The sequence below is a fragment of the Arthrobacter zhaoguopingii genome, assembly GCF_009828605.1.
Lineage (GTDB): Bacteria > Actinomycetota > Actinomycetes > Actinomycetales > Micrococcaceae > Arthrobacter_D > Arthrobacter_D zhaoguopingii.
This window is the reverse complement of sequence record NZ_WIAE01000009.1, coordinates 12707-38864: the sequence shown is the minus strand read 5'-3', so window position 1 is coordinate 38864 and position 26158 is coordinate 12707. Positions and strand designations below refer to the sequence as shown.

Here is a 26158-nt window from a genome sequence, read left to right as displayed (position 1 = left end):
CCTCTTCGCATGTCAACGTCCCTTGACAGAGTGCCGTCGGTCAACCTATGTTGACACGATGAGAGTGGAGGACATGATGGACCTTGTGAGGACCGCCGCGGCGGATGACGATCCGAGATCGGGCCTCGCAGCCGCGGCACGGCTTCGGCAGGAACTCGAACGCGTCGAGGCAGTCCAGGTCCGGCGCGCCCGGGCCCGAGGGCTGACCTGGGAACAGATCGCCGGCCCCCTCGGCGTGACCCGGCAGGCCGTGCACCGAAAGTACGGCGGGCGGGGGCTGCTGGGACGCCGGAAGTGAGCACCGAAATCCCGGAGCGGCGGGCCTCCTTCGCCGAGTTCCTGCCCTACCTGCGCGGACACGTGAGCCTGCTCGTGGCCGCCGGAGCGGTTTCCCTGGTCGCCACCGCCCTTGCCCTGCTGCAGCCGCTCATGGTCCAGCAGCTCATCAACGCCGTCGGCGCCGGCACCGACTGGACCACCTTCGTGTGGCTGCTCGTGGCGATCACCCTCGGCCAGGCGGTCTTCAGCGCCGGCCAGTCCTACCTCCTGCAGCGCACCGCCGAATCCGTCGTGCTCGGCGTCCGCCGCTCCCTCGTCGGCCAGCTGCTGCGCCTGCCGGTCCGCGAATTCGACGCACGGCGCGTGGGGGACCTGATGTCCCGGGTCGGATCGGACACAACGCTCCTGCGCAGCGTCATCACCTCGGGCCTCTTCGAGATCGTCTCCTCGGTGCTCATGTTCGCCGCCGCGGTGGTGCTGATGATCCTTCTCGACCCCCTGCTCTTCGGCATCACCGTCACCGCGGTGCTCGGCGGCGCCGCGTGCGTCGTAATGCTGGGATCGCTGATCCGCAGGCGGAGCCGTCAGGTGCAGGAGGCGGTCGGCGCCATGGCGGCCGCCGTGGAGCGCGGCCTCTCCGGCATCCGCACCATCAAGGCCGCGGTGGCCGAGGACCGCGAGGCGGCCCTGATCGACCGGGAGGCGGTAGGCGCCTACCGTGCCGGGGTTGCGGCCGCGAAACTGCAGGCCGTCGTCGAGCCGATCATGTCGATCTGCATCCAGGGCGCGTTCATCGTGGTCCTCACGGTGGGCGGCGTCCGGGTGGCCGACGGGTCTCTGGCGCTTGGCGACCTCCTGGCGTTCATCCTCTACCTGTTCCTCCTGGTGCTGCCGATCGGATCCGCCCTTGGCGCCTTCGTCCAGATCCAGGCGGGCCTGGCGGCCCTCGACCGGATCCAGGAGGTCACCCGGCTGGAGCCCGAAGCCGGCGACGAAGACGGACTCACGCCCGGTCGCACCGCGTCCACGGCGCCGGAGGTCCGGTTCGACTCGGTGTCCTTCGGGTACGACGACGACGGCGGCGAACCTGTCCTCGCGGACCTCAGCTTCTCGGTCCCCGCCGGCAGCCGGACTGCGATCGTCGGACCGTCGGGTGCTGGAAAGTCGACCGTGCTCGGGCTCCTCGAGCGCTTCTACGAGCCCACCGGGGGAACGATCACCTATGACGGTGTGCCCCTGGCGGCCATCCCGCGCAGCGAACTGCGCTCCCGCCTCGGCCTCGTCGAGCAGGAAGCGCCCGTGCTCAGCGGCACGCTCGCCGACAACCTGCGGATCAGCGCCCCCGACGCCACCTCGGCCCGGATGGTCTCGGCGCTGCAGTCGGTGGGACTGGGCGATCTGGTGGAGCGCTCGGAGTCGGGCCTGGGGCTCAACCTGGGAGAGGACGGCGTCCGGCTCTCCGGTGGACAGCGCCAGCGCCTCGCCTGGGCGCGGGTGCTCCTGGCGGACCGGCCGGTCCTGCTGATGGATGAACCCACCTCCGCCGTGGACTCGCGCACGGAACAGCTGCTGCAGCGGACCCTCAGCGAGGCCGCGCGGAGCCGGACCGTCGTCGTCGTCGCCCACCGCCTCTCGACCATCGCCGACTTCGACCGGATCCTGGTGATGGACCGCGGGCGGGTGGTGGCCTCGGGCACCCACGCGACCCTCGTTCAGAGCAGCGCGCTGTACCGGGATATGGCCGTGCGCCAGCGCCTGGTCCAGCACGCCTGACGGGAACCTCCGTGGCGGCCCGAACGCAGGATGATCTCCGGCAGCTCCGGTTGCGCTCGCACTGGCTCGCTGAAAGCCCTTCGCGGGGTCCGGTTGAGACCGTGCGCCGGATGCTCGCCGTCCAGGCACAGAACCTCCCAGGGGCCCGGTGGAGCCTGGGCCTGCGCACCCCGGGCCTCACCGACGCGGCGCTCGCCGACGCACTGCACGGGGGGACGATCGTGCAGACCTGGACGATGCGCGGAACCCTCCACCTCACCGCACCGGCGGACGCGCCGTGGCTGCTGTCCCTGCTCGGTCCGCGCGCCTGGAGCGGCCGGGGGAAGCTCTGGCGGGACGCGGGCCTCACCGGGGCGGTGTTCGCGAAGGCCGCGGACGTGCTCGGTGCCGCACTCGAGGGAGCGGCGCTGCCGCGTACCACTGTCCTGCGCCTGCTCGAGGACGCCGGCATCCCGACGGGCGGCCAGCGCGGTTCACACATCCTGCGCTACCTCGCCGAGACACAGGTGGTCATCATCGGTCCGCCGCAGGGCCGCACCCAGACCTTCGCGTTGTTCCGGGACCGGATCCCGGCGGTGGAGCCGCCCGGGCGGGAGGAGGCGCTGGCCCGGCTGGCGTTCCGCTATATCTCCGGCCACGGGCCCGCCACGGCCCGCGACCTCGCCTGGTGGAGCGGACTGACCCTAACCGACTCCCGGCTCGCCCTCCACCTGGCCGAACCGGACCTGGCGGTCCTGCCGGCCGACGGGGAGCCGTCCTATGTCGACCCCGAGGTCCTCGACGCCCGGTCCGGAGGGCCGGTGCCGGCGCACCTGCTTCCCGGCTTCGATGAATACACCATCGGGTATGCGGACTGGACCCTCGTGCTTGAGGAGCGCCACCGCAGCGCCGTCGGCCCTGCGGTGAACGGGCTGTTCCGCCCGGCCCTGGCGGTTTCGGGCAGGATTCGCGGAACCTGGGAGCAGGAAATCCGCGGCGGCTCCGTCTGCCTCGCAGTTGCGCCGTTCCCCGGGGAGGCCCCCGCCGGCACGGGCGGGGAAGCGGCCCTGCGGGCCGCGGCGGACCGCTACTCGCGGTTCCTCGGGCTGCCCGTGGTACTCGACGGTGCCGACGGGTAACTGCTCGGCGCGGGGTGGCTCCGCCGCGTCAGGACCCGCCGGCCCGGGGCGCGTCGGCCGCTTCGAGGGGGCGTCCCGCCGGCGCCCGCCCAGTGAAGGCCCGGACGGCGGTCCAGACGACCACCACGCCCACCAGCCCGGTCACGGTGAGCCCGAGGCCTGAATAGCCAAGCGCGGTCAGGAGGGGGCCTGCGAGCGCCCCACCCAGCGCTCCGGCAGCATTCATCGAAAGATCCGAGACCCCCTGGACGGCGGCCCGGTCCGGGACGATCACCGACTCGGCGACGAGGGCCGACCCCGAGACCACGGAGGCCGACCAGCCCAGGCCGAGCAGGATGAGGCTGACCGTGACCGCGGCCGCGGATTCAGCGCCGGTCCAGGCGAGGATCAGGGCGCCGAGCAGCAGGGCCTGGCCCACAAGGATTCCGGCGATCCTCCCGGCGCGGTCGGCCAGCCAGCCGAACACGGGGGAGAAGGCGAACATCCCGGCCACATGGAGGCTGATGGTCAGTCCCACAACAGCCAGGCTCGCCCCGTGGTCGCGAAGGTGCACCGGGGTCATTGACATCAGGGCCACCATCGCGGCGTGGCTGCAGGCGATGGCGAGGACGGCGTAGCGGGCCAGGGGGTTGCCGCGGAGAGCGGCAAGGCCACCCCTGCGGCGCTCCGGACCCGGCGCCGTGCCGCGCAGGGTGAGGGCGCGCAGCAGCGGGTCCGGGCGGAGGCAGACCGCATAGACGGCGGCGGCGGCCGCCTGGGCGACCGCGGAGAACACGAAGGCTCCGGAGAGCGGAGGCAGGCCGAGAACGGCGCCGAGCGCTTCGCCGGGTTCGAACAGGTTGGGGCCCAGGACCGCGCCGATGGTGGTGAACCATACGACGAGGGAGAGGTCGCGGCCGCGGGTGGCCTCGGAGGCGAGGTCCGTCGCGGCGAACCGCGCCTGGAGGTTCGTCGCGGAGCCCGCGCCCAGCAGCAGCAGGGCGAGCAAGAGCAGGGGGAACTGGGATACCGCCGCGGCAGTGATGGCCAGCACCGCTCCGGCTCCCGCGATCAGGGCGCCGGTCGAGAGGGAGATCCTGCGGCCGGACCGCTGGGCGAGCCGGGCCAGGGGAACGGCGAGGACCGCCGCGCCGAGGGTGCTCATGGTCGCCGCCATCCCGGACCAGGAGCTTGACCCGGAAAGCTCGGCGGCCAGCAGCGCACCGAGGGACAGCGTGGCACCCATGCCGATGCCGCCGAGAATCTGGGCACCGGCCAGCACCTGCACCACCCGGCGCTGGTCACGGGCATCGGCGCTGCCTGCCGGCTCCGCTGCGGTGCCGCCTGCCTGGTCCGCGGCGGTGCCCGCTGCCGGTTCCGCTGCGGTGCCGCCTGACCCCGGACGCCGTTGTCGCCGGTGGGAGATCTTCCTGTTCACCCACCCAGTAATACCACCGGACCACCCCTTTCCCTCAGGTGAACAGGCCACGGCTTTTTCCTCCGGGAGATGACGGGGCCCGGGCTGCTGGGCAGGGCGGAAACCGCGCCGGTGGTTGTCCACTTAACCGGACCCGCGCGGACGGGCAGCAAGAGGCCGGCGCAGGCTGGCACCATGACCAGCGACCCGGAACGGCTGCACCTCGGCACCGCAGCCGACCTCCTGTCCTACGTCCCGCATGCCATTGGATTCCTTCCCGTCGAGAGCCTTGTGGTGCTGACGCTGTCGGGCGGCCGGGTCGGCGCCACCCTGCGGGTCGACCTGCCGGGCGCCGGCGCCGGGGCAGGCAGTTATGCCGAGGGAGTGGCGGCCATCCTGGCGTCCGACACCGCGGCCGACGGGGCGGTGATGATCCTCTACACGGATGCCCGGTGGTCCGAACCGGAGCGGCCACCCTACGGCCGGATGGTCCGCCAGCTCGAGCGGACGCTGCGGGCGGCGGGAACCCCGCTGCGGGACGGCTGGGTGGTCTCCGGAACGGCCTGGCGCGAATACTTCTGTGCCGACACCCGGTGCTGCCCCTGGCCGGGGCGGCCCCTTGCGGAGATCAGCGACAGCACCGCCAGCGCCGAACTGGTGCTGCGGGGAAGCTCCTTCTCGCCGTCGGTGGAGACGGCCGCGGCGCTGCCGCCGGGGTCGACGGTGGCGGGGGAGCCGTCGGTCGAGGCGCTCACGGCCTCCTACCGCCGCCGGTGCGCCCGCATCTGGACCACCGCCTCCCAGTTCCGGGCCACCCTGCTCGTCTGGGACCAACTGCTCAGCGGCCGACGGCCACCGCTGGGCCGGCAGGAGCACGAGACGGCGGCCTTCCTCCTGGCGGGCCTCTCGTGCAGGGCCATCCGCGATTCAGTGCTGGTGCTCGCTGGGTGTGGCCTGGAGGCAGCCGAACAGGGAGCACGCGCCTGCGGAGTGGTGGGCGGTCCGGGCCATCCAAGGGTGGAGCCGGTGGTGCCCCTTGCCGCCGCCGGACGGTCCCTGGCACTGGAGGCACCGCGGGGAGGTGAAAAGGGTGGCAGCGCGGGCGGCGGTCAGGACGGCGGCGCGGGCGGCGGTCAGGACGGCGGCGCGGATGGCGGTCCCGACGGCGGCGCGAGCGGTGGCCCGGATGGCGGTCCCGACGCTCGTCGAGGCTTCAACCCGGCCGGCATCCCGTACCGTGAATCGATCGATGCCCTTGGCGGTGGGCTGCTTCCGGCCGGAGAGCGGGCCGGAGCCTGCCGGCGCTACACCGACTTCCTGGTGGGGCGTTCATCCGAGGCGCCGCGGTGGGACACGCTCGACGCCGCGCACGATCTCCTCCTCCGACTCGCCGCCGTATCCGCGGGCGAATCCCAGGCGGCGGTGCACTCGATGCTTGGGTGGATCGAGTTCGCCCGCGGCCGTGGATCCCTCGCCTGTGTGTATCTCGAGCGCGCCGAACGCGCCTGCCCCGGCTACCGGCTGGCTGGGCTCCTTAAACAACTCATCCTCCGCGGCGGACTCCCGGATTGGGCGTGCAGCCCGGAGACCGCGTGGAGTGCCCGGCGTGGGCGGCCGGCGTGACCGGACACGGTCCGCAGGGCCCGGAAATTCACGCGAACACCAAAGCGTGAGACAATGAACGACGAGACCCGGTGGGGTCCGCGCATCACATGGAGGCCTGCGAGGCTCCGGTGCCTGCCGAACAGGGCAGGCCCGGAATAGTCCCGCACCCGGAGGAAGTTCCTATTAGGAGCTGATCCTCGGTCTTCGTCTGAACCAAGGCGTGGACTTGACAGGGTCATAGTGGTGTTGTCCCCTTGATGGCACCGCAAACCGCGTATGAAAGGTTCTCTGTGTCGGTTAAGAAGACAGCAGCCCCGGTTTCAGCGGAAGCCGGCACCACCACCACCAAGCGCAGAGCCGCACCCAAAAAGGCTGCCACCAAGGCTGCAGCAGCCAAGACTCCGGCGAAAGCATCAACGGATACCGCAGTGGTCGTCGACCCGATCGATGAGCCCGTGGAGTCAATCGTGGATGCCGCGGTGGAACCGGACGCCGACGAAATCAAGCCCGACCCCGCCGAGGCGGAGGTCGGAACGAGCACCGGTTTCGTCTACTCCGATGCCGACGACGACGACGCCCCCGCCCAGCAGGTGGTGTCCGCCGGCGCGACTGCGGACCCGGTCAAGGACTACCTCAAGCAGATCGGCAAGGTCGCCCTGCTCAACGCCGAGCAGGAAGTCGACCTCGCGCTGCGGATCGAGGCCGGACTGTTCGCCGAGGAGAAGATCGCCGCGGACCCGGACATGGATCCGAAGCTGCGCCGCGAACTCGAATGGGTCATCCACGACGGAAAGCGCGCCAAGAACCACTTGCTCGAGGCCAACCTCCGTCTCGTCGTCTCCCTGGCCAAGCGCTACACGGGCCGCGGAATGCTCTTCCTCGACCTCATCCAGGAAGGGAACCTGGGCCTGATCCGTGCCGTCGAAAAGTTCGACTACACCAAGGGCTTCAAGTTCTCCACCTACGCCACCTGGTGGATCCGCCAGGCGATCACCCGCGCCATGGCCGACCAGGCCCGCACCATCCGCATCCCGGTCCACATGGTCGAGGTCATCAACAAGCTCGCCCGCGTGCAGCGCCAGATGCTCCAGGACCTGGGCCGCGAGCCTACCCCCGAGGAGCTGGCACTCGAGCTCGATATGACCCCTGAGAAGGTCGTCGAGGTCCAGAAGTACGGCCGTGAGCCCATCTCGCTCCACACCCCGCTGGGCGAGGACGGCGACTCGGAGTTCGGCGACCTCATCGAGGACTCCGAGGCCGTGGTTCCCGCCGACGCGGTCAGCTTCACGCTGCTTCAGGAACAGCTCCACTCGGTGCTCGACACGCTCTCCGAGCGCGAGGCCGGCGTCGTCGCCATGCGGTTCGGCCTCACTGACGGGCAGCCGAAGACTTTAGACGAAATCGGCAAGGTCTACGGTGTGACCCGCGAGCGGATCCGCCAGATCGAATCGAAGACGATGTCCAAACTGCGGCACCCGTCACGCTCACAGGTGCTGCGGGACTACCTCGACTAGCACCCGGGCGGCGGGCCCTCCCCGGCCCGCCGCATGCCAGAGGTAACAGCAGACATAGGAAAGGCCCCCTCCGAAGAGGGGGCCTTTCCTATGTGCTTATCGAGACTGAACTTATAACGACCGGTGACCGGCGTACCGGTTCCACTTCACGCGGCGGACGGGCCGCGAGCACATCAGTCTTCGGAAACGACCGGCTTCTCGCGGAGCCGCTCGGTCTCGTCCTGCCACTCGGAAGTGAGCGGCCGCAGGTTCGCTTCGACGGACCGTGCATGGTGTCCGCAGAAGAGAAGCTCTCCACCGGAGGTTGAAAGGACTGCGCGCACGTAGGCCTGGGCTCCGCAGCGGTCGCAGCGGTGCTGGGCGGTAAGTTCTCGGGTTGCAACTGCAGTACTCATGAATGCCTCCTCATGTGGATCGTGTATTCATATAACCATTATTCGTTGCCGTTTCTTCGCAGGGTGGGTTTTCTTTCGCTCCCGGCGTACGGAGGGCCTGCCTTGACACCGCCGGAGGTGCGCGGGATCACAGCCGGAGCCGCGGATCCGGCCGGGCCTGCACGGCGATGTCGGCGCCGGGTAATAAGCTTGATCCTGGTGTCCAGCGGCCGTTTCCGGGCGTTGGGTCCCTCACTCCAGCCACGCGTCAAGGAGATCACCCCAACGTGACCCCACTTAGTTCCGACTACACCGCACGCCATCTCTCGGTCCTCGAGGGCCTTGAGGCCGTCCGCAAGCGGCCGGGGATGTACATCGGCTCGACGGACTCCCGCGGGCTGATGCACTGCCTGTGGGAGATTATCGACAACTCGGTCGACGAGGCCCTGGCCGGGTTCGGCCAGAGCATCACCGTGATCCTCCACGCCGACGGGTCGGTCGAGATCCACGACGACGGCCGCGGCATCCCGGTGGACGCCGAACCGAAGACCGGTCTCAGCGGCGTCGAGGTGGTCTTCACCAAGCTCCACGCCGGCGGCAAGTTCGGCGGCGGCTCCTACACCGCCTCCGGCGGGCTCCACGGCGTCGGCGCCAGCGTGGTCAACGCCCTCTCGGCCCGGCTCGACGTCTACGTTGACCGCGGAAGCAAGACCTACAAGATGTCCTTCCGCCGCGGCGAGCCCGGCCGCTTCCTGGACGGGAAGACGATCTCGCCCACCGCCGAGTTTGAGCCCTTCCTCGACAGCTCGCGGCTCGACGTCGTCGGCACCACCAAGCGCGGGGTCACCGGCACCCGGATCCGATACTGGGCCGACCGGCAGATCTTCACCCCGGACGCGAAGTTCTCCTACGAGGAGCTTGAGACCCGCGCCCGGCAGACCTCCTTCCTGGTCCCGGGCCTGCGGATCACCCTGCGCGACGAGCGCCGCATCCCCGGCACCCCCGGCGAGGCCGGACCGGTCGAGCAGGTCTTCCAGCACGACGGCGGCATCTCCGAGTTCGCCGAGTTCCTCGCCGTCGACGCCGCCGTGACCGACGTCTGGCGCATCCACGGCTCGGGCCGGTTCAAGGAATCCGTTCCCGTCCTGGACGAGCGCGGCCACAGCCAGATGGCGGAGGTCGAACGGGACTGCGAGGTCGACATCGCGCTGCGCTGGGGCATCGGCTACGAGACCACCATGCGCAGCTACGTCAACATCATCGCCACCCCAAAGGGCGGCACGCACCAGAGCGGGTTCGAGCAGGCCCTGCTGAAGACCTTCCGCAAGGTGATTGAGGCCAACGCCCGCAAGCTCAAGGCCGGCAACGACAAGATCGAGAAGGACGACGTGTTCGCCGGCCTCACCGCCGTCCTCACCGTCCGCCTGGCCGAGCCGCAGTTCGAGGGCCAGACCAAGGAGATTCTCGGCACCTCCGCGGTGAAGGCGATCGTGGCGAAGGTCGTGGAGAAGGAGATCACCGCCCGGCTGAACTCCACCGCACGCGCCGATAAGGCGCAGTCCGCGCTGCTGCTGGAGAAGGTCGTCGCGGAGATGAAGTCGCGCATCTCGGCACGCGTGCACAAGGAGACCCAGCGCCGCAAGAACGCCCTGGAGACCTCCTCCATGCCCAGCAAGCTCGCCGACTGCCGAATCGACGACCCCGAGCGGTCCGAACTGTTCATCGTCGAGGGCGACAGCGCCCTCGGCACGGCCAAGCTCGCCCGCTCCTCGGACTACCAGGCCCTGCTGCCCATCCGGGGCAAGATCCTCAACGTGCAAAAGGCCTCGGTGGGCGACATGCTCTCCAATGCCGAATGCGCGGCGCTGATCCAGGTCGTCGGGGCCGGCTCCGGGCGCAGCTTCCAGCTCGATGCGCGGCGCTACGGCAAGATCATTCTGATGACGGACGCCGACGTCGACGGCGCTCACATCCGCACCCTGCTGCTGACCCTGTTCTTCCGCTACATGCGCCCGCTCGTGGAGGCCGGCAGGGTGTACGCCGCGGTACCGCCGCTGCACCGGGTGGAGGTGATCAACCCCGGCTCCAAGCCGAACGAGATGGTGTACACGTACTCGGAGAACGAGCTGCACCGGCTCCTGGCTGCCATGGAGAAGTCCGGCAAGCGCTTCAAGGAGCCAATCCAGCGCTACAAGGGCCTGGGGGAGATGGACGCCGCCCAGCTCGCCGAGACCACGATGGATCCGCGCCACCGGACGCTGCGCCGGGTTCGGATCTCCGAGGCCGAGTCGGCTGAGCGGGTCTTCGACCTTTTGATGGGCAGCGATGTCGCGCCCCGGAAGGACTTCATCGTCGCCGGCGCTGCCACGCTGGACCGGGACCGCATCGACGCGTAGCGCCCGACCGACGCACCCGAAAGCGACGTCCGCACCGGATTTTTCCGGAGCGGACGTCGTTTCTGCGTGCAGACGTCGTAATCGGCGTAACCGGCGTCATCGGAGCCGCCCGCTGGCGCTCACTCCCGCCGCTCGATGTCGCGGACCGGAGGCCGGATTCTGCGCCCCAAATGCGGCGGGCGCGCCAGAAAACGTCCTTCGCGCCGCATATATCCGGTACGCATGTCGCTTTCGGACGGGTGTGTCGCGAATTGGCCCGGCCGCGACACCCAGGGCAGCCCCGACGGGCAGCCTTACCCCGGCAGGGCGGGGGCGATCAGCAGCAGGGGAGGGAACACCAGCAGCAGTCCGGCCGAGCCCAGGGCGACGGCGCGCTGAAGGGCGGTCAGGGGCCGCAGGGGGGTCAGCAGCCGGCGCAGGCGCTGGACCGAGGTGCTCCAGTCCTCGGCCATGGTTCCGCGGTCCGGCGCCGGCAGCTCCAGCCGGGTCTCCGCCGACGGGGCGGTGTCCGCCACGGCCGGTGACCCGGCAGCGACGATCGCGATGGCCCGCACAAGGGTGCCTTCGTCGACGTGCTTGAGGGCCTGGTCGTCGGCCAGCATCTCGATCAGCTCCGTCACGGCGACCTGCGCCAGCTGCGAGGTGGGCAGCCAGGGCAGGGCGGAACGCCAGGCGGCGAATGCCCACAGGAGCAGGTGGTGGCGCTGCTGGAGGTGGGCGTTCTCATGGGTCAGGACGGCGTTGAGTTCCTCCTGGCTGAGCATCTCGAGGAGTCCATCGGACAGGACGGTCACCGAGCGTGCCCCGCCGGGCAGGCAGTAGGCCACAGGCGTGGGGTGATTGATCACCAGGGTCGCGGGGGAGTCCTTCACCGGCGAGCTGAGCAGCCGCAGCATGCTGCGGTGGCGCCGGCGCTGGCGCTGGATGCGGATGAAGGTCAGCATCAGCGTGAAGACAAGATGGACGCCCAGCAGGCTCGCAGCGCTCAGGGCGAAGACGTGGATGATTCCGAGGGTCTCGGCCGGCTTCTGCTCCATCAGTACGTTCCACAGCCCGATGGAGGCCGTCACGAGGTTATCGCCAAGCGGAGCCAGGCCCCAGACGAGCATGGCCCCGATCATGGAGAGCCCGCCGGCGAGGGCGATCGACTGCCAGAGGACCATGGCCGTGAAGGGGGAGCGCGCCGGCCAGCGGGCGCGGGAGAGCGCGATGGGCGCCGGCCACGCGAGGAACACCGCGAGGGCCGCCAGAAAGTATGACGCCCAGAGCACCGGGGCCTAGGCGCCGAGCAGCCTGCGCAGGGTCTGCGCCTCCGACTCCGAGACGCTGCCAATGAAACGCGCAAGCACCGCCTCCCGGTCGGGCGCCTTGGCGAACACTTCGTGCATCAGCTCGGCGGTGTGGTCGGCGCGGCTGGTGACCGCCTTGTAGCGGTGGGGCCGGCTGTCACGCTCGCGCTGCACCAGGCCCTTCTTCTCCAGTCGGGACAAGACGGTCAGCACAGTGGTCACGGCGAGCTCGCGCCCGGTCTCGGCGCCGGCCGGGACGACGGCGATCGAATCGCGCAGCTCATTGGCCGTAAGTGCCCCGGGTGTTGACCACAGCAGGTCCATCACTGTGCGTTCGAGGTCTCCGAGGGTTGCCATGATCTTCCTTCTGCGAAATCCGATGGTGCTTTTGGTGCGTACCTGCCAGTGAGGCAGGTACAGGATACAGCTCTACGGATTAAAGGATACCGCTTTTGGCCGCCGGTTTCTACGCCATGTAGAAGCCTGCCGAAATTTGTTCTACGCTATGTAGAAGAACTTTTCTACACGACGTAGAAAAACGGCCGCGCAGCCCGCGGTGTATGCGAAAGGGTTTCATGGAAGCCTTGGAAATTGCCCGGTGGCAGTTTGGAATCACCACCGTCTACCACTTCCTGATGGTCCCGCTGACCATCGGCCTCGGCCTGCTGGTCGCAGTGATGCAGACCCTTTGGTACCGCACGGGCGAGGCGGCGTATCTGCGGATGACGCGATTCTGGGGCAAGCTCTTCCTGATCAACTTCATTATGGGCGTGGCCACCGGGCTGGTGCAGGAGTTCCAGTTCGGCCTGGCCTGGAGCGAGTACAGCCGGTTCGTCGGCGACATCTTCGGCGCCCCCCTGGCGCTGGAGGCCCTGCTGGCCTTCTTCGTGGAGTCGACCTTCCTCGGCCTGTGGATCTTCGGGTGGCAGCGCCTGCCCAGGCTGGTCCACCTGCTCTGCCTGTGGGCCGCGGTGCTGGCCTCGGTCCTCTCCGCCTACTTCATCCTCGTGGCCAATTCCTGGATGCAGCACCCGGTCGGGTACGAGGTTGTCGACGGCCGGCCGGTGCTGAATGACATCTGGGCGGTGCTGACCAACAACACCGCGCTGGTGGCCTTCCCCCACACGGTCTTCGGGGCCCTCGCCGTCGCCGGGGCGTTCCTGCTCGGCATCAGCTGGTACCACCTCTGGAAGCGCCGCCGTGACGGGATCGACACCGTCGATGCGTCCGGCCGGGTCGAGGTCGGCACCGCCGCCGCTCCGTCGCGGGACGCCACCGACCACCGGGTCTGGCTGCGCTCCGCCCGGCTCGGCGCCGTCGTCGCCATGATCGCCTTCGCCGGCACCGCCGTCTCCGGCGACCTCCAGGGCAAGCTCATGTTCGAGCAGCAGCCCATCAAGATGGCCGCCGCGGAGGCCGCCTGCCACGACGGCACCGGATTCTCCGTGCTCTCCGTCGGCAACCTCGGCTCCCAGAGCTGCGACGACATCGTGGCCCTCGTCGAGGTCCCGGGCGTCCTCTCCTTCCTGGCCAACGGCGACTTCACCACCGAGGTCAAGGGTGTGAACACCCTGGTTCCCGAATACCAGGAGAAGTACGGGACGCACCTCCCCGACAACCCCATCTACGGCGACCGCGCCGGCACCGAGATCGAGTACCTGCCCGTCCTCGAGGTCACCTACTGGGGCTTCCGCATCATGATCGGCTTCGGTGCGATCGCCGCCCTCGCCGCCGGCATCGCGTTCTGGGTGCTGCGCAAGGGCACCGTCCCCGAGTCGCGGTGGCTCATGCGCCTTGCGGTCTTCGGCATCCTCGCCCCCTTCGGCGCGAACGCCGCAGGCTGGATCTTCACCGAGATGGGCCGCCAGCCCTTCGTCGTCGCACCGAACCCGGAGTTCGCCGGCATCGACAGCGTGTTCATGTTCACCGCCGCCGCCGTCTCGCCGGGGGTCACGGCCGCCGAACTGCTCACCTCCCTGGTTGCCCTCGCCTCGGTGTACGCGGTGCTGCTGGTTATCGAGGTCCGCCTGCTCTTCACCTACGTCCGCGGCGGAGTGGCCTCGGCCATGCCCGAACTCGCTCACACCCCGGCGGACTCCGACGGCGGTTCCGGTCACCGGGCCGACGACGCCGACGTCCTCTCCTTCGCGTATTAAGGGCCGCTCTCCGCGGCCGAGACAGAAAAAGGTACCCCCGCATGTCCGAGGCTCTTCCCACCCTCTGGTTCGTCCTCATCGCCGTCCTCTGGGCCGGCTACCTCTTCCTCGAGGGCTTTGACCTTGGGGTGGGCATGCTGATGAAGCTTGTCTACCGCACCGACTCCCAGCGCCGGGTGCTGCTCAACACCGTGGGGCCGGTCTGGGATGGCAACGAGGTGTGGCTGATCACCGCCATCGGCGCCACCTTCGCCGCGTTCCCCGCGTGGTACGCGTCCCTGCTGTCATCGCTCTACCTGCCCTTCACCGCCGTCCTGCTCGGACTGATCTTCCGGGCCGTGGCCTTCGAGTGGCGTGGCAAGGTCGACAGCCCCGCGTGGCGGAACCGCTGGGACTGGGCCATCGCCCTGGGGTCCCTGACAGCAGCCGCCGGCATCGGCGCGGCGCTGGCCCTGACCACCACCGGCCTGCCGATCAACGCCAACGGCGACCGTGAAGGCGGCCCCTTCGCCTGGTTCAACGGTTACGCGCTGCTCGGCGCCGCGGCCGTGGTGCTCTTCTGCCTTGTCCACGCCGCCGCGTTCCTGGCCCTAAAGACGGAGGGCGGCGTGCGGGGCACGGCGCTGCGGGTGGTCCGGCGGTTCCTGCCCTTCGCGCTGCTGCCGATGCTCGCCTGGGCGCTCACCGTGCAGGTCCAGGGCGGCACGATGCTCACCGCCCTGGCACTGGTCCTTGCCGCCGGCTGCGCCGCCGCGTCCTGGCGCTCGGCGCGCGGGAACCGCGACGGCCGCGCCTTCGCGGCGCTGGGGGCGGCGATGGTGCTGATGGTGGGCTCGATCTTCGCCGCCGCCTTCCCCGTGGTGCTTCCTTCGACCCTGGATCCGCTGTTCGACCTGACCGTGGACAGCGCGTCGTCCTCCCCGTACACGCTGGGTCTGATGAGCATTGTGGCGGCGTTTGGGCTTCCGCTCATCCTGGCCTACCAGGGCTGGACCTACTGGGTGTTCCGGCGCCGGATCTCCGAGCGGAGCATTCCTGCGGCCCATGCCGTGACCCCGCTGTGAGTGCCCCCGGAGGGCACGCCACGGATGGACGCCGGCGGAGGGGGCCGGAGTCCCCGGCCGGTCCGGTCGGGTCGACGCCGGCGGTGTACCTGCTCGGGGTCCTGGCGGCGGCGAAGGCCGCCGGCCTGGTGCTGGTGGCCTCGGCCCTCGCCGCGGGGCTCGCCTCCCTCGCTGACGGGGGGCTCGAGTCCGGACCGCTGCTGATCCTGGGTGCCGCCGGCGTCGTGCTGCGCACCCTCGCTGCCTGGGGCCAGGACGTCACGGCCGCGCGGCTTGTTGTGGGGGTGAAGGAACGGGTGCGTCACGCCGCCCTGGAGCGCGTCGTCGGGGACGGCGGCAGCGCCGTCCTGCCGGCTGGCACCGGCGGGGACGCCGGTCCCGGCACCCCGGCGGCCGCCGGGACCGGGGCGCTGAGCGTGCTGCTGACCCGCGGCCTTGACGGGCTCGACAAGTACTACACCCAGTACCTGCCCGCGCTGGTCACCTGCGCCGTTGTCCCACTGCTGGTCGGGGTGAGGATTCTCGCCGCGGACTGGATCAGCGCCGTCGTGATCCTGCTGACCGTCCCGCTGGTGCCGGTCTTCATGATCCTCATCGGGCTCCACACCGAGGAGCGCACCCGGGACGCCGCGGCCGCCCTCGCACGGCTGTCGGACCACCTGGTGGAACTGGCCCGGGGCCTGCCGGTGCTCGTGGGCCTGGGCCGGGCGGCTCAGCAGACCCGGGCCCTGGCAGCCATCGCCGACCGCTCCTCCGCGCGCACCATGGCCACCCTGCGCACCGCGTTCCTGTCCTCACTGGCCCTCGAACTCATCAGCACCATCTCGGTGGCGGTCGTGGCAGTCTTCGCCGGGGTGCGGCTGATCCACGGTGACCTCGGGCTGGAAACCGCCCTCCTCGCCCTGATGCTGGCCCCCGAGTGCTACACCCCGCTTCGCGAGGTGGGGGCCGCCCACCACGCCAGCGAGGACGGCAGGGAGGCCGGCGGGCGTGTCCGCGCCATCCTCGAGGCTCCGCGGCCCCGGCGCCGGGCGCGGACGGACCGGGACGGCGTCGCGGTCCACGACCTCACCGCACGCTTCGCGGGAGCCGGTGGACCGCTGTTCACCGGGCTCACCTTTCGCCTTGCCGAGGGACGCATCACGGCCCTGACCGGGCCGAGCGGCAGCGGCAAATCCACCCTGATGGCACTGCTCGCGGGCACGCCCCCAGTGCCCGGCCTGGACATCACGGGCACGGTGTCCGGTGCCGTCCCGGGCTCGGTGGCCTGGGTGCCCCAGCACCCGGAGTTCCTCTCCGACACGGTCGGCGAGGAACTCGCCCTGTACGCCGGGCTGCCCGCAGGCGACCCGGCGCTCGCCGACGGTCTCGCCGCGGTCGGCGGGAAGGGACTGCTCGGCCGCCGGACCGGCGAGCTGAGCCCCGGTGAGGCGCGCCGGGTCGCCGTCGCCCGCGCCCTGCTGCGCGCCCGGCACCAGCCCGGGGTGCGCCTGCTGCTGCTCGATGAACCGACTGCCCACGTTGACGCGGCCTCCACCGAAGCCATCCGCGGCGTCCTGCACCGGCTCCGCGGAAGCCTCACGGTGCTGCTGATCGCCCACGACGAGCACACCGCCGCGCTCGCCGATGCCACCCTCGTCCTCGGCGGACCCGCCGCCGCACCGGACGGCGTCCCCTTCGCTGCCGTGCCCGGCGCGCTGGCCGCTGCCGTGAAACCGGCTGCCTCCGTGCGGCCGGTTGCTTCCGAGCAGCCGGGTGGCACAGGGGCGGGCACAACGGCCGACGACGCCGGGTCCTCCGGGGCCGGTGCCGACCGTCCAGGGCGTCCTGTTTCCGTCCGCGCCGCGGAACCGTCCGCCGCCCCGGAGGTCCCCGCCGCGGGTTTGCGGGCGGTGCTGGCCCTGGTCCGGCCGTGGGAGCCGCGGTTCCTTGGCGCCGCCGGCCTCGGCCTGGGTTCCTCCCTCTTCGCCGTCGCCCTGACCGCCGTCTCCGGCTGGCTGATTGTGCGGGCGGCCGAGCAGCCGCCCATTCTGTACCTGCTCACGGCCATTGTGGGGGTGAGGTTCTTCGGCATCGGCCGCTCCTTGCTGCGCTACAGCGAACGGCTCGCCCTGCACCGCGCCGTCTTCGCCCGGGCTGACCGGGTGCGCCTGCGCGTGTGGGAGGGCCTGCTGGGGCGGTCCGAATCCTGGCGGACGCTCGCCCGCGGCTCCGGCGGCATCGAAAGCCTGGTGGGAGATGTCGACGAACTGCGCGACCTGACCCCCCGGGCGGTCCTGCCGCCCCTGACGGCGCTCCTGACCGGGGCCGCGGCGATCCTGACGACGGCCTTGCTGCTCCCCGCAGCTCTCGGCTGGCAGCTGGCGGTCACCGCCGCGGCGCTGGTGGCGGCGCCGGCCGCGGCAGTCCTGGCCGACCGGGCCGCCGGTGCCGCCAACGTGGTGCGGCGGGCCGAGTCGCTCGAGCACACGGCGCGCCTGCTGCGCGCGGCCCCGGACCTTGCGGTGAACGACGCCGCCGGCCGGGCGCTGAGCCGCTGGAAGGCGCTGGACCGCAGTGCCGCCCGGGGGCTGCGGCGGGTGGCGTGGGCGGCCGGCACCGGCCAGGGCCTTGTCGTGCTCGCCTGCACCGCCGGTGCGATCGGCGTGCTGACGGTTTCGGCCGGCGTTCCGGCCGAAACCGCGGCTGTCATTGCCCTGATGCAGCTGGCGCTGATCGAGCCCTTCGGGGCCGGCGCCGCCGCCGTGCAGCACTGGGGGCCGCTGCGCGCCGTGGCCGCTCGGCTCCATCCGGTCCTCCCACCGGATCCCGACGGGAAGGACGTCCCCGCGCCCTCCGGAGCCCGGCCGGGGCACGCCGGGAGCAACACTGCCACCCGCGGGCGCCGGCGTTCCTCCGGAGCCCGCCGCGGTGCCGGCACGCTCGACCCAGGGCAGCCTGCCGCCGCCGGACCTGCTTGGCCCGCCGGACCCATCCGGTCCCTGGCCCTGCAGGACGCGGCGGTCGCGTACGGCCCTGGCGAACCGGTGGTCTCCGGCGTCTCACTCACCCTGGAGCCTGGCCGCTGGACGGCACTGACGGGGCCGTCGGGCAGCGGCAAGTCGACCTTGATCGGCGCTCTGCTCGGATTCCTGCCGCTGAGGTCCGGAAGCCTTTTGGTGAACGGCGGGGGAGTGGCCGCGGGGGATTCGGTGCTGCGCAGGATCGCCTGGTGCCCCCAGGAGAGCCACCTGTTCAACTCGACGCTGCGGGCCAACCTGCAGCTCGCCCGCAACGACGGCGCCCCCATCCCCGAGGCGGAGCTCATCCGGGTCCTGCACGCCGTCGGCCTCGGCCCCTTCCTCGACGGGCTCGGGGAGGGGCTCGACGCGCGGGTCGGTGCCGGCGGCACCCGGCTCAGTGGAGGACAGCGGCAGCGGCTCGCCGTCGCGCGGGCCCTGCTGACCGATGCCGATGTCCTGCTGCTCGACGAGCCCACCGCACACCTCGACCCGGCCGGCGCCCGTGACCTCCTGCGCGACCTGCGCCTGGGGTTGACCGACAAGGCCGTGCTGCTCGTGACCCACGACTCCCACGAGGCGGAGCTGTGCGAGGAGGAGGTGCGGATCGGGCGGCACGCCGGCCGGGATGTCCTCCCCGGCGGGGGTGACCTACGCTGGGCCTATGAGCCCGTCTGAGCCTTCCGCCCTGCCCGCTTTCCTCACCTGGCGTCCCATCACCGTGGAGGACGTCGACCAGTGGCACGGGCTGATCCTGCGGATGGCGGCCGAGGACAAGCCCGACTGGATCGAGGACCGCGCCGACCTGGAGCAGGCGCTGGCGTCGTCGAAGAACGACCCGCGCAAAGACACCGTGCTCGGCCTCGACGCCGACGGCACCGCACGCGCCTTCGGCCGGATCATGTTGAACCCTGACTCGGTGACGGCCCACAGCGCCGGCGGCGTCGACCCGGCGTGGCGGCGGCGCGGGATCGGGCGGGCGGTCTTCGCCTGGCAGGAGCGCCGGGCTCGGGAGCGTCTGGCCGGTGCCGGCGTCGGCGGCGGGGTGCTGAGGACGTACGTCGAGGAGCGGAACCACTCCCATGTGGCGCTGCTCGAACTCACCGGGAGCACCGTCGTGCGGTACTTCACCGAGATGACCCGCCCACTCTCGGAGCCGATCCCCGATCTCGCCTTGCCGGCGGAGCTTGACCTCGTGATCTTTCATGAGGCGATTTCCGACGGCGTCCGGCTCGCGCACAACGACGCATTCGCGGACCACTGGGGCAGCGAGCCGCGCGACGAGGAATCCTGGGGCTTCGTCACCGCCCATCCCGAGTTCCGCGCCGACTGGAGCCTGGCCCTCGTGGAGAAGCAGACAGGATCGGTGGCTGCCTACCAGATGGCCAGCTTCGATCCCGACTCCCGGGAACTTCTCGGCCGGGCCGAGGGGTACACGGACCTGCTGGGGGTCCGCCGGGCCTGGCGGGGCCGCGGCCTGGCCCCGGCACTGCTGGCGGAGGCCATGCGGCGCTTCCGTGCGGGCGGAATGGACAGCGCCGGGCTGGGCGTCGATACGGAGAACCCCTCGGGCGCCCTCGGCCTGTATGAGCGGATGGGGTATGTGCCTACGCAGCGCTCACTGGCGTTCGACCTCACCGTGACCTGACCAGCGCCGGCCGGCGTCGCTCACCGTGGCCTGCCCGCTGTCGGGCGCAGGGCTCCGGATCGTGCCTTTTGCGGCGGCCGGTGCCCCCGAAAACGACTGGCGCCCCCGAAAACGACTGGCTCGCCTGATATTTCCGGATCGGTGGTCGCTTTCGGGGGCGCTGGTCGCATTCTGGTTCGCCCGCAGCCGATGAGTGCCGCGTCCACGCCACCGAGGGCTTCGTTAGGGCACCGCACCCAATCACGACAGACGCCCCCGGAAACGACTGGCGCGCCTGATATTTCCGGTTCGGCGGTCGCATTTGGGTGCGCTAGTCGCATCCTGGTCCGCGCTGCACCCGGAAACGACAAACGCACCCGAAAGCTCGGGTGCGTTTGTCGCTCTTGAGTGCGTTCGTCGCTAACGGGCCCGCTGGCCGCTGCAGGAGCAGCCCTGCCGCTGGCCGGCACCCCGGCAGGGCTAAGCCGGAGCGGCCGGCCCGCCGTCCTCCGCCGCCGGCCAGGACAGCGCCGGACCGACGACGTCGATCTGCTGGGTCAGGGCGATCCCCGACCCATCACGCCGGCCGTGCTCGGTCGGCAGGGCCCGGGCCACACCCGTGGAGGACGCAGCCTTCGCCGGTCCGTGCCCGGCCCACGCCAGCGCCAGGCCGTCCTCGCCGCTGAGGAAGCGGTGGGCCCGCACGCCGCCGGTCGACCGGCCCTTCGCGGGGTACTCGGCGAAGTCGGTCACCTTGACCGATCCGGGGGAGGTGCCGGGGAGGGCGCCGCTGGAGATGGCGACGGTGACCACGACGGCGGTCGGGTCGGCCGCAGCGACCACGCTGAAGGACAGCACGGAGTCACCCGCGGCGAGCTTGATGCCGCTCATGCCGCCGGCGGTCCTGCCCTGCGGGCGCACCGCGGAGCCCGCAAAGCGCAGCAGCTGGGCCTGCCGGGTGATGAAGACCAGCTGGTCGTCGTCGCCGGCGGGGGCGATGCCCACCACGGCGTCCTTCGGTTTCAGTGCGATGATCTCCCAGTCGTCCCGGTTCAGCGGGTACTCGGGGCTCACCCGCTTCACCACACCCTGGGCCGTGCCGAGCGCCAGCACGGTGTTCAGCGGCGCCAGACCGACGAGGGTCTCACCGCGCTCCAGGGTGATGAACTCCTTCGCGGGCACGCCGCCGGCAAGGTTGGGCACTCCTGCGCTGGGCGGCAGGGCCGGCATGTCCATGACCTGCAGCCGGATCATGCGTCCGCTGGAGGTGACCGCGGCGATCTCGGCCCGCGCCGTCGTAGGCACGATGGAGCGGAAGGCGTCGTGCTTGATCCGCTGACCGTCCACGAGCGGTTCACGGTCGGCGGTCCGGGCGATCTGGCCCGACGCCGAGAGCACCGCCCAGACCGGATCGTCGGAGATCTCCAGCGGCAGCACCGCCTTCGCGCCCTTGCCCGCAGTTTCGGGCAGCGCCGAGCCCTTCAGGGGGGCCGCCGCCTCCGACTCCAGCAGGACGGTGCGCCGCGGGGTGGCGAACTTCTCGGAGATGGTGCCGAGCTCGTCGGAGACGAGGGTGCGCAGGAGCTCCTCGGAGCCAAGGATCCGCTCGAGTTCCTCGATTTCGCGGCGCAGCTGGTCCTGCTCCTTCTCCAGTTCGATGCGCGAGTACTTGGTGAGCTGGCGCAGCCGCAGTTCGAGGATGTGGTTCGCCTGGATCTCGGAGAGGTCGTAGATCGACATCAGGCGCTCGCGCGCGGCGGCGGCCTCGTCGGAGGACCGGATGATCTGGATGACCTCGTCGATGTCGACGATCGCGATCAGCAGGCCCTCGACCAGGTGCAGGCTGTCCTTCTTGCGGCCCAGCCGGTAGGCGGTGCGCCGGCGGACGACGAGGATCCGGTGGTCGACATACACCTGGAGGAGTTCGAGCAGCCCCAGGGTGCGGGGCTGGCCGTCCACCAGAGCCACATTGTTGATCCCGAAGGAATCCTCCATCGGCGTGTGCCGGTAGAGCTGGGCGAGGACGGCGTTGGGGTTGAAGCCGTTCTTCAGTTCAATGACCAGGCGCAGCCCGTGCATCCGGTCGGTCAGGTCGACGATGTCGGAAATGCCCTGGAGCTTCTTGGACGTTACCGCGTCCTTGATCCGCTCGATGACCTTCTCCGGGCCCACGGTGTAGGGCAGTTCGGTGACGACCAGGCCGGTGCGGCGGGCCGAGAGCTGCTCGATCTCCACCTTCGCCCGCGTCTTGAAGGAACCCCGCCCGGTGGCGTACGCGTCGCGGACCCCCGCCAGGCCCACGATCTTGCCGCCGCTGGGCAGGTCGGGCCCGGGGATGAAGCGCATCACGTCGTCGAGCCCGGCGTCGGGGTGGGCGATCAGGTGGCGGGCCGCGGCGATGACCTCGCCGAGGTTGTGCGGGGCCATGTTGGTGGCCATGCCGACGGCGATGCCGCTGGCGCCGTTGACGAGCAGGTTCGGGAACGCCGCCGGCAGGACCTCCGGCTGCATCAGCTGGTTGTCGTAGTTCGGCACGAAGTCGACGACGTCCTCGTCGAGGTGGTCGGTGAGGCTCAGGGCCGGGGCGGCGAGCCGGGCCTCGGTGTACCGGGGGGCGGCGGGGCCGTCGTCGAGGGAGCCGAAGTTGCCGTGGCCGTCGATCAGGGGAAGGCGCAGGGAGAAGTCCTGGGCCATGCGGACCATCGCGTCGTAGATGGCGGCGTCGCCGTGCGGGTGCAGCTTGCCCATGACCTCCCCGACGACGCGGGCGGATTTCACGTGGCCGCGGTCCGGGCGCAGGCCCATGTCGGTCATCATGTACAGGATGCGCCGCTGCACCGGCTTCAGGCCGTCTCGGGCGTCGGGGAGCGCGCGCGAGTAGATCACCGAATAGGCGTACTCGAGGAACGAGTCCTGCATTTCGGACTCGACATCGATGTCGATGATGTTCTCGGTGAAGTCTTCGGGCGGAGCTGTTTTTTGGCGCCTGGCCATAGCGGTGGGGGTTCCTCAACTTGGATCTGCGGGCATTTCGTTGGCGGGCCCGGACGCGCTACAGACGCGCGCCGACGTTGCCCACTACGCTGAGTCTATGGTGGCCGACGGACATTACCCCGAATATTGGGAAGCCGATGTCGTGCTGCGTGACGGCGGGACGGGCCACCTGCGGCCCATTGCGCCCTCGGATGCGGACGCCGTCCAGGCCTTCCACAGCCGGCAGTCGGAGAACTCGATCTACCTGAGGTTCTTCACCTATAAGGCCACGCTGAGCGCCAAGGAACTCAAGCGCTTCACCGAGGTGGACCACCACGACCGGGTGGCCTTCGTCATCACCCGGGGCGCGGACATCATCGGGATCGGCCGCTACGACCGGCTGGACGACCCCACCGAGGCGGAGGTCGCGTTCAACGTTTCGGACGCCTACCAGGGCCGCGGGGTCGGCTCGATCCTGCTCGAGCACCTCGCCGCGGCCGCCCGGGAGAACGGCATCCGGCGCTTCTCGGCCGAGGTGCTCCCGGAGAACCGCAAGATGATCACCGTCTTCGCCGAGGCCGGCTACGAGGTCGAGCGCCACTTCGACGACGGCGTCGTCGAGCTTCGCTTCGACATCGACGCGACGCGGAAGTCCCGCGCCGTGATGGAGGCACGGGAACACCGGGCGGAGGCCCGCAGCGTGGCGGGACTGATGAGCCCAACCTCGGTCGCGTTGATCGGCGCCAGCCGCCGGTGGGGGAGCGTCGGCCACGCCCTCCTTGAGCACATCACCGAGGGCGGGTTCGCCGGCACCGTGTACGCGGTGAACCCCGAGGCCTTCGAGCTCGGCGGCGGAGTCTCCTACGCCTCGGTGCGCGAGGTCCCCGGCCCGGTGGACCTGGCCGTCATCGCCGTGCCGAAGGACCAGGTGGATCGAGTGGTGGATGAATGCGCCGCCGCCGGCGTCCGCGGCCTGCTGGTGGTCACCTCCGGGTACGCCGAGGACGGCGCAGAGGGCCTGGCCCGACAGCGCGCCCTGGTGGCCCGGGCCCGGGCGCAGGGCATGCGGGTGGTGGGCCCGGCCTCGCTGGGGATCGTCAACACCGACCCGGGGGTGCGCCTGAACGCCTCGATGGCGCCGGCCCTGCCCCGGCGCGGGGGCCTCGCCCTGTTCAGCCAGTCCGCCGGGCTCGGGGTGCTGCTGTACTCGGCCGCGGCCCGCCGCGGACTCGGGGTCTCCTCGATCATCTCCGCAGGCAACCGGGCCGACGTGTCCGGCAATGACGCCATGCAGTACTGGGAGGACGACGGCGCCACGTCGGCCGTGGCGCTCTACCTCGAGACGATCGGCAATCCGCGCAAGTTCTCCCGCATCGCCCGGCGGCTCGCGCAGACCAAGCCGGTGATCGTCGCGAAGTCGCCCGTGACGGGCCTGCAGCTGCCGCCCGGTCACGCGGTGCGCACTACGCAGGCCCCGCCGGCCGCCCTCGACGCGATGCTGCGCCAGTCCGGGGTGATCCGGGTGGAAACCACCGAGCAGCTCATGGACGTCGCCTCGATCGTTGCCTCCCAGCCGCTGCCGGCCGGGCCCGGGATCGCCGTCTTTTCGAATTCCGCGGCCCTGGGCAAGGTGCTCGCCGACGCCGTGGCCGCCCAGGGCATGGCGGTGGCCGCCGTCGTGGCGGACCTGGACCTCGACGCGGGCCAGTCGGCCGCCCTGCCGGCCCTCGAGGCCGCTGTGGCCGGGGCGCTGGCGCGGGAGGACGTGCACGCGGCGATCGTCACCACGCTTCCGGCCCGGGGCCTGCCCGCAGAGGCCATCTCCGCGGCCCTTCAGGCCTGCGGGGAGGCCGCCGGCAAGCCAGTGGTCGCATCCTTCGCCGGCGTGCTCGACCCGCAGCCGCAGCTCGACGGCCTCGTGGACGCCTCCCCGGCAGCCCCGGTGATTGCGGCGGCGGATGAGGCACGGGCGGGAGCTGGGCTGCAGCGCGGGCTTCCGGCCTTCGCCAGCCCGGGGGCCGCGGTGGCGGCCCTCGGCGCCGTCGTCGCCTACACCCGCTGGCGCGCCCGGGACCACGGCGAGTTCGCCGAACTTCCCGGAACGGACGACGACGCGGCCGCCGAGCAGCTCGAGGGGATCCTCGGCCGGGTCAGCGGCGTCGGTCTGACGCGCCTGAGCGCCGAGGAGGGTGCGGCGCTCCTCGGCCACTACGGGATCGACGTGCTGGCCTCGGCGTCGTTCGACTCCGCCGACGAGGCCGTGAAGGCCGCCGACCGGCTCGGCTGGCCGGTGGCGCTGAAGACCACCGACGAGCACCTGAGACACCGCCTCGACCTAGGCGGGGTGCGCCTGGGCATCGAGGACGCCGAGGCGCTGCGGGCCAATATCGTCGCGATGGAGAAGGCGCTCGCCCCCTTCGGAAGCTTCGGCATGGAGGTGCAGTCGATGGCGCCCTCGGGGCAGGCGTGCACCCTGCGCGCGATCGAGGACCCGCTGCTGGGCCCCGTGCTGTCCTTCGGGCTGGCCGGGGACGCCGTGAACGTGCTCGACGACTGGGCCCACGGCGTTCCGCCCCTGACCACCGTCGATGTGGCCGACCTGGTCCGGGCACCGCGGGCGTCGCGGAAGCTGTTCGGCTACCAGGGCCTGCCCCCGGCCGACATCGCCGCCGTCGAGGACCTCGTGGCGAGGGTGGCCCTGCTCAAGGACAACCACCCCGAGATCGCCCTGCTCGAATTCAACCCCGTGCTGGTGGCCACCTCGGGCCTGGCGATCCTCAGCGCCACCATCGACGTCGGCAACCCGCGGCACCGCACCGACAGCGCCCGCCGGGCGATGAGGGACTGACCCGATGCACCCGCCGCCCGCCGGCGGTTAGGCAGAGCGGACGCGGGTAGGGGAAACTGGGACCATGACCCTTTCGCTCTCCCCGCAGCGTCGTGACCTCGATTCCTCACTTGAGCGCGCGGGCTTCTACCCACGGCTGGTCGCCGACGTCGTCCACGATGCGCTCGACGGCCGGGAGCCGCTCTCCCATGTTGTGCACCTTGAAACCCACTTCGAGCGCACCGAGGTGCACCGCCACATCACCGTGCTCGTCCTCACCGAGGACATGCTGGTCATCACGCACGTCGATGACCAGCAGCTCGACGATGCCGGTGAGCAGGTCACCGCCCAGATCTCCACCGAATCCGTTCCCGTGAGCCAGATCCGCTCCGTCGTCCTCAGCTACCTCTACGCCCAGCCCCAGGACTACAAGCCCTCCGACCCGGCGCGGGAGATGACTCTGGCCATTGCCTGGTCCGGCGGGCAGCGCCTGGACATGGGTCCGGCCTCCTGCGGGGATCCGCAGTGCGACGCCGACCACGGCTACACCGGCACGATCGCCCAGGAGGACATCGTGCTGCGCGTCAGCGCCGAGGCCGACGGCGTCCAGGCGGTCCAGAATGCCAAGTCCTTCGCCCGCGCGCTGCGCAAGGTGAACACCGCCAGCTCCGTGGGAGGCGGCGCCGTGCTGACCTCCGACGGCGGTGGACGCCGCCAGCCCGGCTTCGCCGGACGGTTCACCCGGGCTCCCCACGGGCGGTAGAGGGT

Annotated in this window: 17 protein-coding genes; 12 read left to right on the top strand and 5 right to left on the bottom strand. The window is 70.9% G+C overall.

Going from position 1 to position 26158, the window contains the following annotated elements:
• Positions 1-58 precede the first annotated feature (58 nt).
• Genes GVV77_RS12770 through GVV77_RS12760 form a run of 3 tightly spaced genes read left to right on the top strand, consistent with a single transcriptional unit; the run spans position 59 to position 3170 of the window.
• Positions 59-298, top strand: a complete 240-nt coding sequence (locus GVV77_RS12770; protein ID WP_159618942.1) for a hypothetical protein — start codon at positions 59-61, stop codon at positions 296-298.
• Complete coding sequence (locus GVV77_RS12765) at positions 295-2052, top strand: ABC transporter ATP-binding protein (RefSeq protein ID WP_159618941.1); 1758 nt, start codon at positions 295-297, stop codon at positions 2050-2052. Before GVV77_RS12770 ends, GVV77_RS12765 begins: the two co-directional genes overlap by 4 nt.
• A gap of 11 nt (positions 2053-2063) precedes the next feature.
• Positions 2064-3170 carry a winged helix DNA-binding domain-containing protein gene (locus GVV77_RS12760; RefSeq protein WP_159618940.1) on the top strand — a complete coding sequence of 369 codons (1107 nt, stop codon included), beginning with the start codon at positions 2064-2066 and terminating at the stop codon, positions 3168-3170.
• A 28-nt stretch (positions 3171-3198) separates the two neighbouring features.
• Here the strand turns inward: GVV77_RS12760 and GVV77_RS12755 are convergent, their stop codons facing one another.
• Entirely contained in the window at positions 3199-4440 is a 1242-nt protein-coding gene (locus GVV77_RS12755; protein WP_246199810.1) for an MFS transporter, read from the bottom strand.
• Between the two features lie 321 nt (positions 4441-4761).
• Between GVV77_RS12755 and GVV77_RS18500 the strand changes: the two genes are divergently transcribed.
• Both GVV77_RS18500 and GVV77_RS12745 read left to right on the top strand, forming a co-directional pair.
• Positions 4762-6189 (top strand): DUF4192 domain-containing protein, encoded by a 1428-nt coding sequence (locus GVV77_RS18500; RefSeq protein WP_159618939.1) that lies wholly within the window; start codon positions 4762-4764, stop codon positions 6187-6189.
• Between the two features lie 239 nt (positions 6190-6428).
• On the top strand, positions 6429-7685 hold the full coding sequence (locus tag GVV77_RS12745; RefSeq protein ID WP_425483364.1) for an RNA polymerase sigma factor: 1257 nt from the start codon (positions 6429-6431) through the stop codon (positions 7683-7685).
• A gap of 173 nt (positions 7686-7858) precedes the next feature.
• Here GVV77_RS12745 and GVV77_RS12740 read toward each other — a convergent pair whose 3' ends face one another.
• Positions 7859-8080 carry a DUF7455 domain-containing protein gene (locus tag GVV77_RS12740; RefSeq protein ID WP_120169620.1) on the bottom strand — a complete coding sequence of 74 codons (222 nt, stop codon included), beginning with the start codon at positions 8078-8080 and terminating at the stop codon, positions 7859-7861.
• Between the two features lie 266 nt (positions 8081-8346).
• Here GVV77_RS12740 and GVV77_RS12735 point away from each other — a divergent pair, with 266 nt between their 5' ends.
• Positions 8347-10455 (top strand): DNA gyrase/topoisomerase IV subunit B, encoded by a 2109-nt coding sequence (locus GVV77_RS12735; protein ID WP_159618937.1) that lies wholly within the window; start codon positions 8347-8349, stop codon positions 10453-10455.
• Positions 10456-10748: 293 nt separating this feature from the next.
• On the opposite strand, the gene GVV77_RS12730 is transcribed toward GVV77_RS12735, so the two are convergent.
• The gene (locus tag GVV77_RS12730; RefSeq protein ID WP_159618936.1) at positions 10749-11726 is read right to left on the bottom strand and encodes a M56 family metallopeptidase; all 978 of its coding nucleotides are present in this window, start codon (positions 11724-11726) and stop codon (positions 10749-10751) included.
• 6 nt (positions 11727-11732) lie between these two features.
• A complete protein-coding gene (locus GVV77_RS12725; RefSeq protein WP_120169614.1) occupies positions 11733-12101 on the bottom strand; it encodes a BlaI/MecI/CopY family transcriptional regulator in 369 nt (122 codons plus the stop codon).
• Positions 12102-12319: 218 nt separating this feature from the next.
• Between GVV77_RS12725 and GVV77_RS12720 the strand changes: the two genes are divergently transcribed.
• The 4 genes from GVV77_RS12720 to GVV77_RS12705 are packed head-to-tail and all read left to right on the top strand — an operon-like array spanning position 12320 to position 19611.
• The gene (locus GVV77_RS12720) at positions 12320-13900 is read left to right on the top strand and encodes a cytochrome ubiquinol oxidase subunit I (RefSeq protein ID WP_159618934.1); all 1581 of its coding nucleotides are present in this window, start codon (positions 12320-12322) and stop codon (positions 13898-13900) included.
• A 41-nt stretch (positions 13901-13941) separates the two neighbouring features.
• The gene (cydB, locus tag GVV77_RS12715; RefSeq protein ID WP_159618932.1) at positions 13942-14964 is read left to right on the top strand and encodes a cytochrome d ubiquinol oxidase subunit II; all 1023 of its coding nucleotides are present in this window, start codon (positions 13942-13944) and stop codon (positions 14962-14964) included.
• Positions 14961-18641 (top strand): thiol reductant ABC exporter subunit CydC, encoded by a 3681-nt coding sequence (cydC, locus tag GVV77_RS12710; protein WP_159618930.1) that lies wholly within the window; start codon positions 14961-14963, stop codon positions 18639-18641. The genes cydB and cydC overlap by 4 nt, the downstream gene beginning before the upstream one ends.
• Positions 18628-19611, top strand: coding sequence for a GNAT family N-acetyltransferase (locus GVV77_RS12705; protein WP_246199801.1), 984 nt, complete (start codon positions 18628-18630; stop codon positions 19609-19611). Before cydC ends, GVV77_RS12705 begins: the two co-directional genes overlap by 14 nt.
• Before the next feature lie 459 nt (positions 19612-20070).
• On the opposite strand, the gene GVV77_RS12700 is transcribed toward GVV77_RS12705, so the two are convergent.
• On the bottom strand, positions 20071-22584 hold the full coding sequence (locus tag GVV77_RS12700; RefSeq protein WP_159618928.1) for a DNA gyrase/topoisomerase IV subunit A: 2514 nt from the start codon (positions 22582-22584) through the stop codon (positions 20071-20073).
• Positions 22585-22681: 97 nt separating this feature from the next.
• Between GVV77_RS12700 and GVV77_RS12695 the strand changes: the two genes are divergently transcribed.
• Both GVV77_RS12695 and GVV77_RS12690 read left to right on the top strand, forming a co-directional pair.
• Positions 22682-25411 (top strand): bifunctional acetate--CoA ligase family protein/GNAT family N-acetyltransferase, encoded by a 2730-nt coding sequence (locus tag GVV77_RS12695; RefSeq protein WP_159618926.1) that lies wholly within the window; start codon positions 22682-22684, stop codon positions 25409-25411.
• 64 nt (positions 25412-25475) lie between these two features.
• Positions 25476-26153, top strand: a complete 678-nt coding sequence (locus tag GVV77_RS12690; RefSeq protein ID WP_159618924.1) for a DUF5998 family protein — start codon at positions 25476-25478, stop codon at positions 26151-26153.
• Positions 26154-26158: the final 5 nt, after the last annotated feature.

Bases quoted from the DNA above. Each gene is read 5' to 3' on its own strand.
- GVV77_RS12770 (WP_159618942.1), top strand. From the start codon at position 59: ATGAGAGTGGAGGACATGATGGACCTTGTGAGGACCGCCGCGGCGGAT.
- GVV77_RS18500 (WP_159618939.1), top strand. From the start codon at position 4,762: ATGACCAGCGACCCGGAACGGCTGCACCTCGGCACCGCAGCCGACCTC.
- GVV77_RS12745 (WP_425483364.1), top strand. From the start codon at position 6,429: ATGGCACCGCAAACCGCGTATGAAAGGTTCTCTGTGTCGGTTAAGAAG.
- GVV77_RS12740 (WP_120169620.1), bottom strand. From the start codon at position 8,080: ATGAGTACTGCAGTTGCAACCCGAGAACTTACCGCCCAGCACCGCTGC.
- GVV77_RS12725 (WP_120169614.1), bottom strand. From the start codon at position 12,101: ATGGCAACCCTCGGAGACCTCGAACGCACAGTGATGGACCTGCTGTGG.
- GVV77_RS12720 (WP_159618934.1), top strand. From the start codon at position 12,320: ATGGAAGCCTTGGAAATTGCCCGGTGGCAGTTTGGAATCACCACCGTC.
- cydB (WP_159618932.1), top strand. From the start codon at position 13,942: ATGTCCGAGGCTCTTCCCACCCTCTGGTTCGTCCTCATCGCCGTCCTC.
- GVV77_RS12705 (WP_246199801.1), top strand. From the start codon at position 18,628: ATGAGCCCGTCTGAGCCTTCCGCCCTGCCCGCTTTCCTCACCTGGCGT.
- GVV77_RS12700 (WP_159618928.1), bottom strand. From the start codon at position 22,584: ATGGCCAGGCGCCAAAAAACAGCTCCGCCCGAAGACTTCACCGAGAAC.
- GVV77_RS12695 (WP_159618926.1), top strand. From the start codon at position 22,682: ATGGTGGCCGACGGACATTACCCCGAATATTGGGAAGCCGATGTCGTG.
- GVV77_RS12690 (WP_159618924.1), top strand. From the start codon at position 25,476: ATGACCCTTTCGCTCTCCCCGCAGCGTCGTGACCTCGATTCCTCACTT.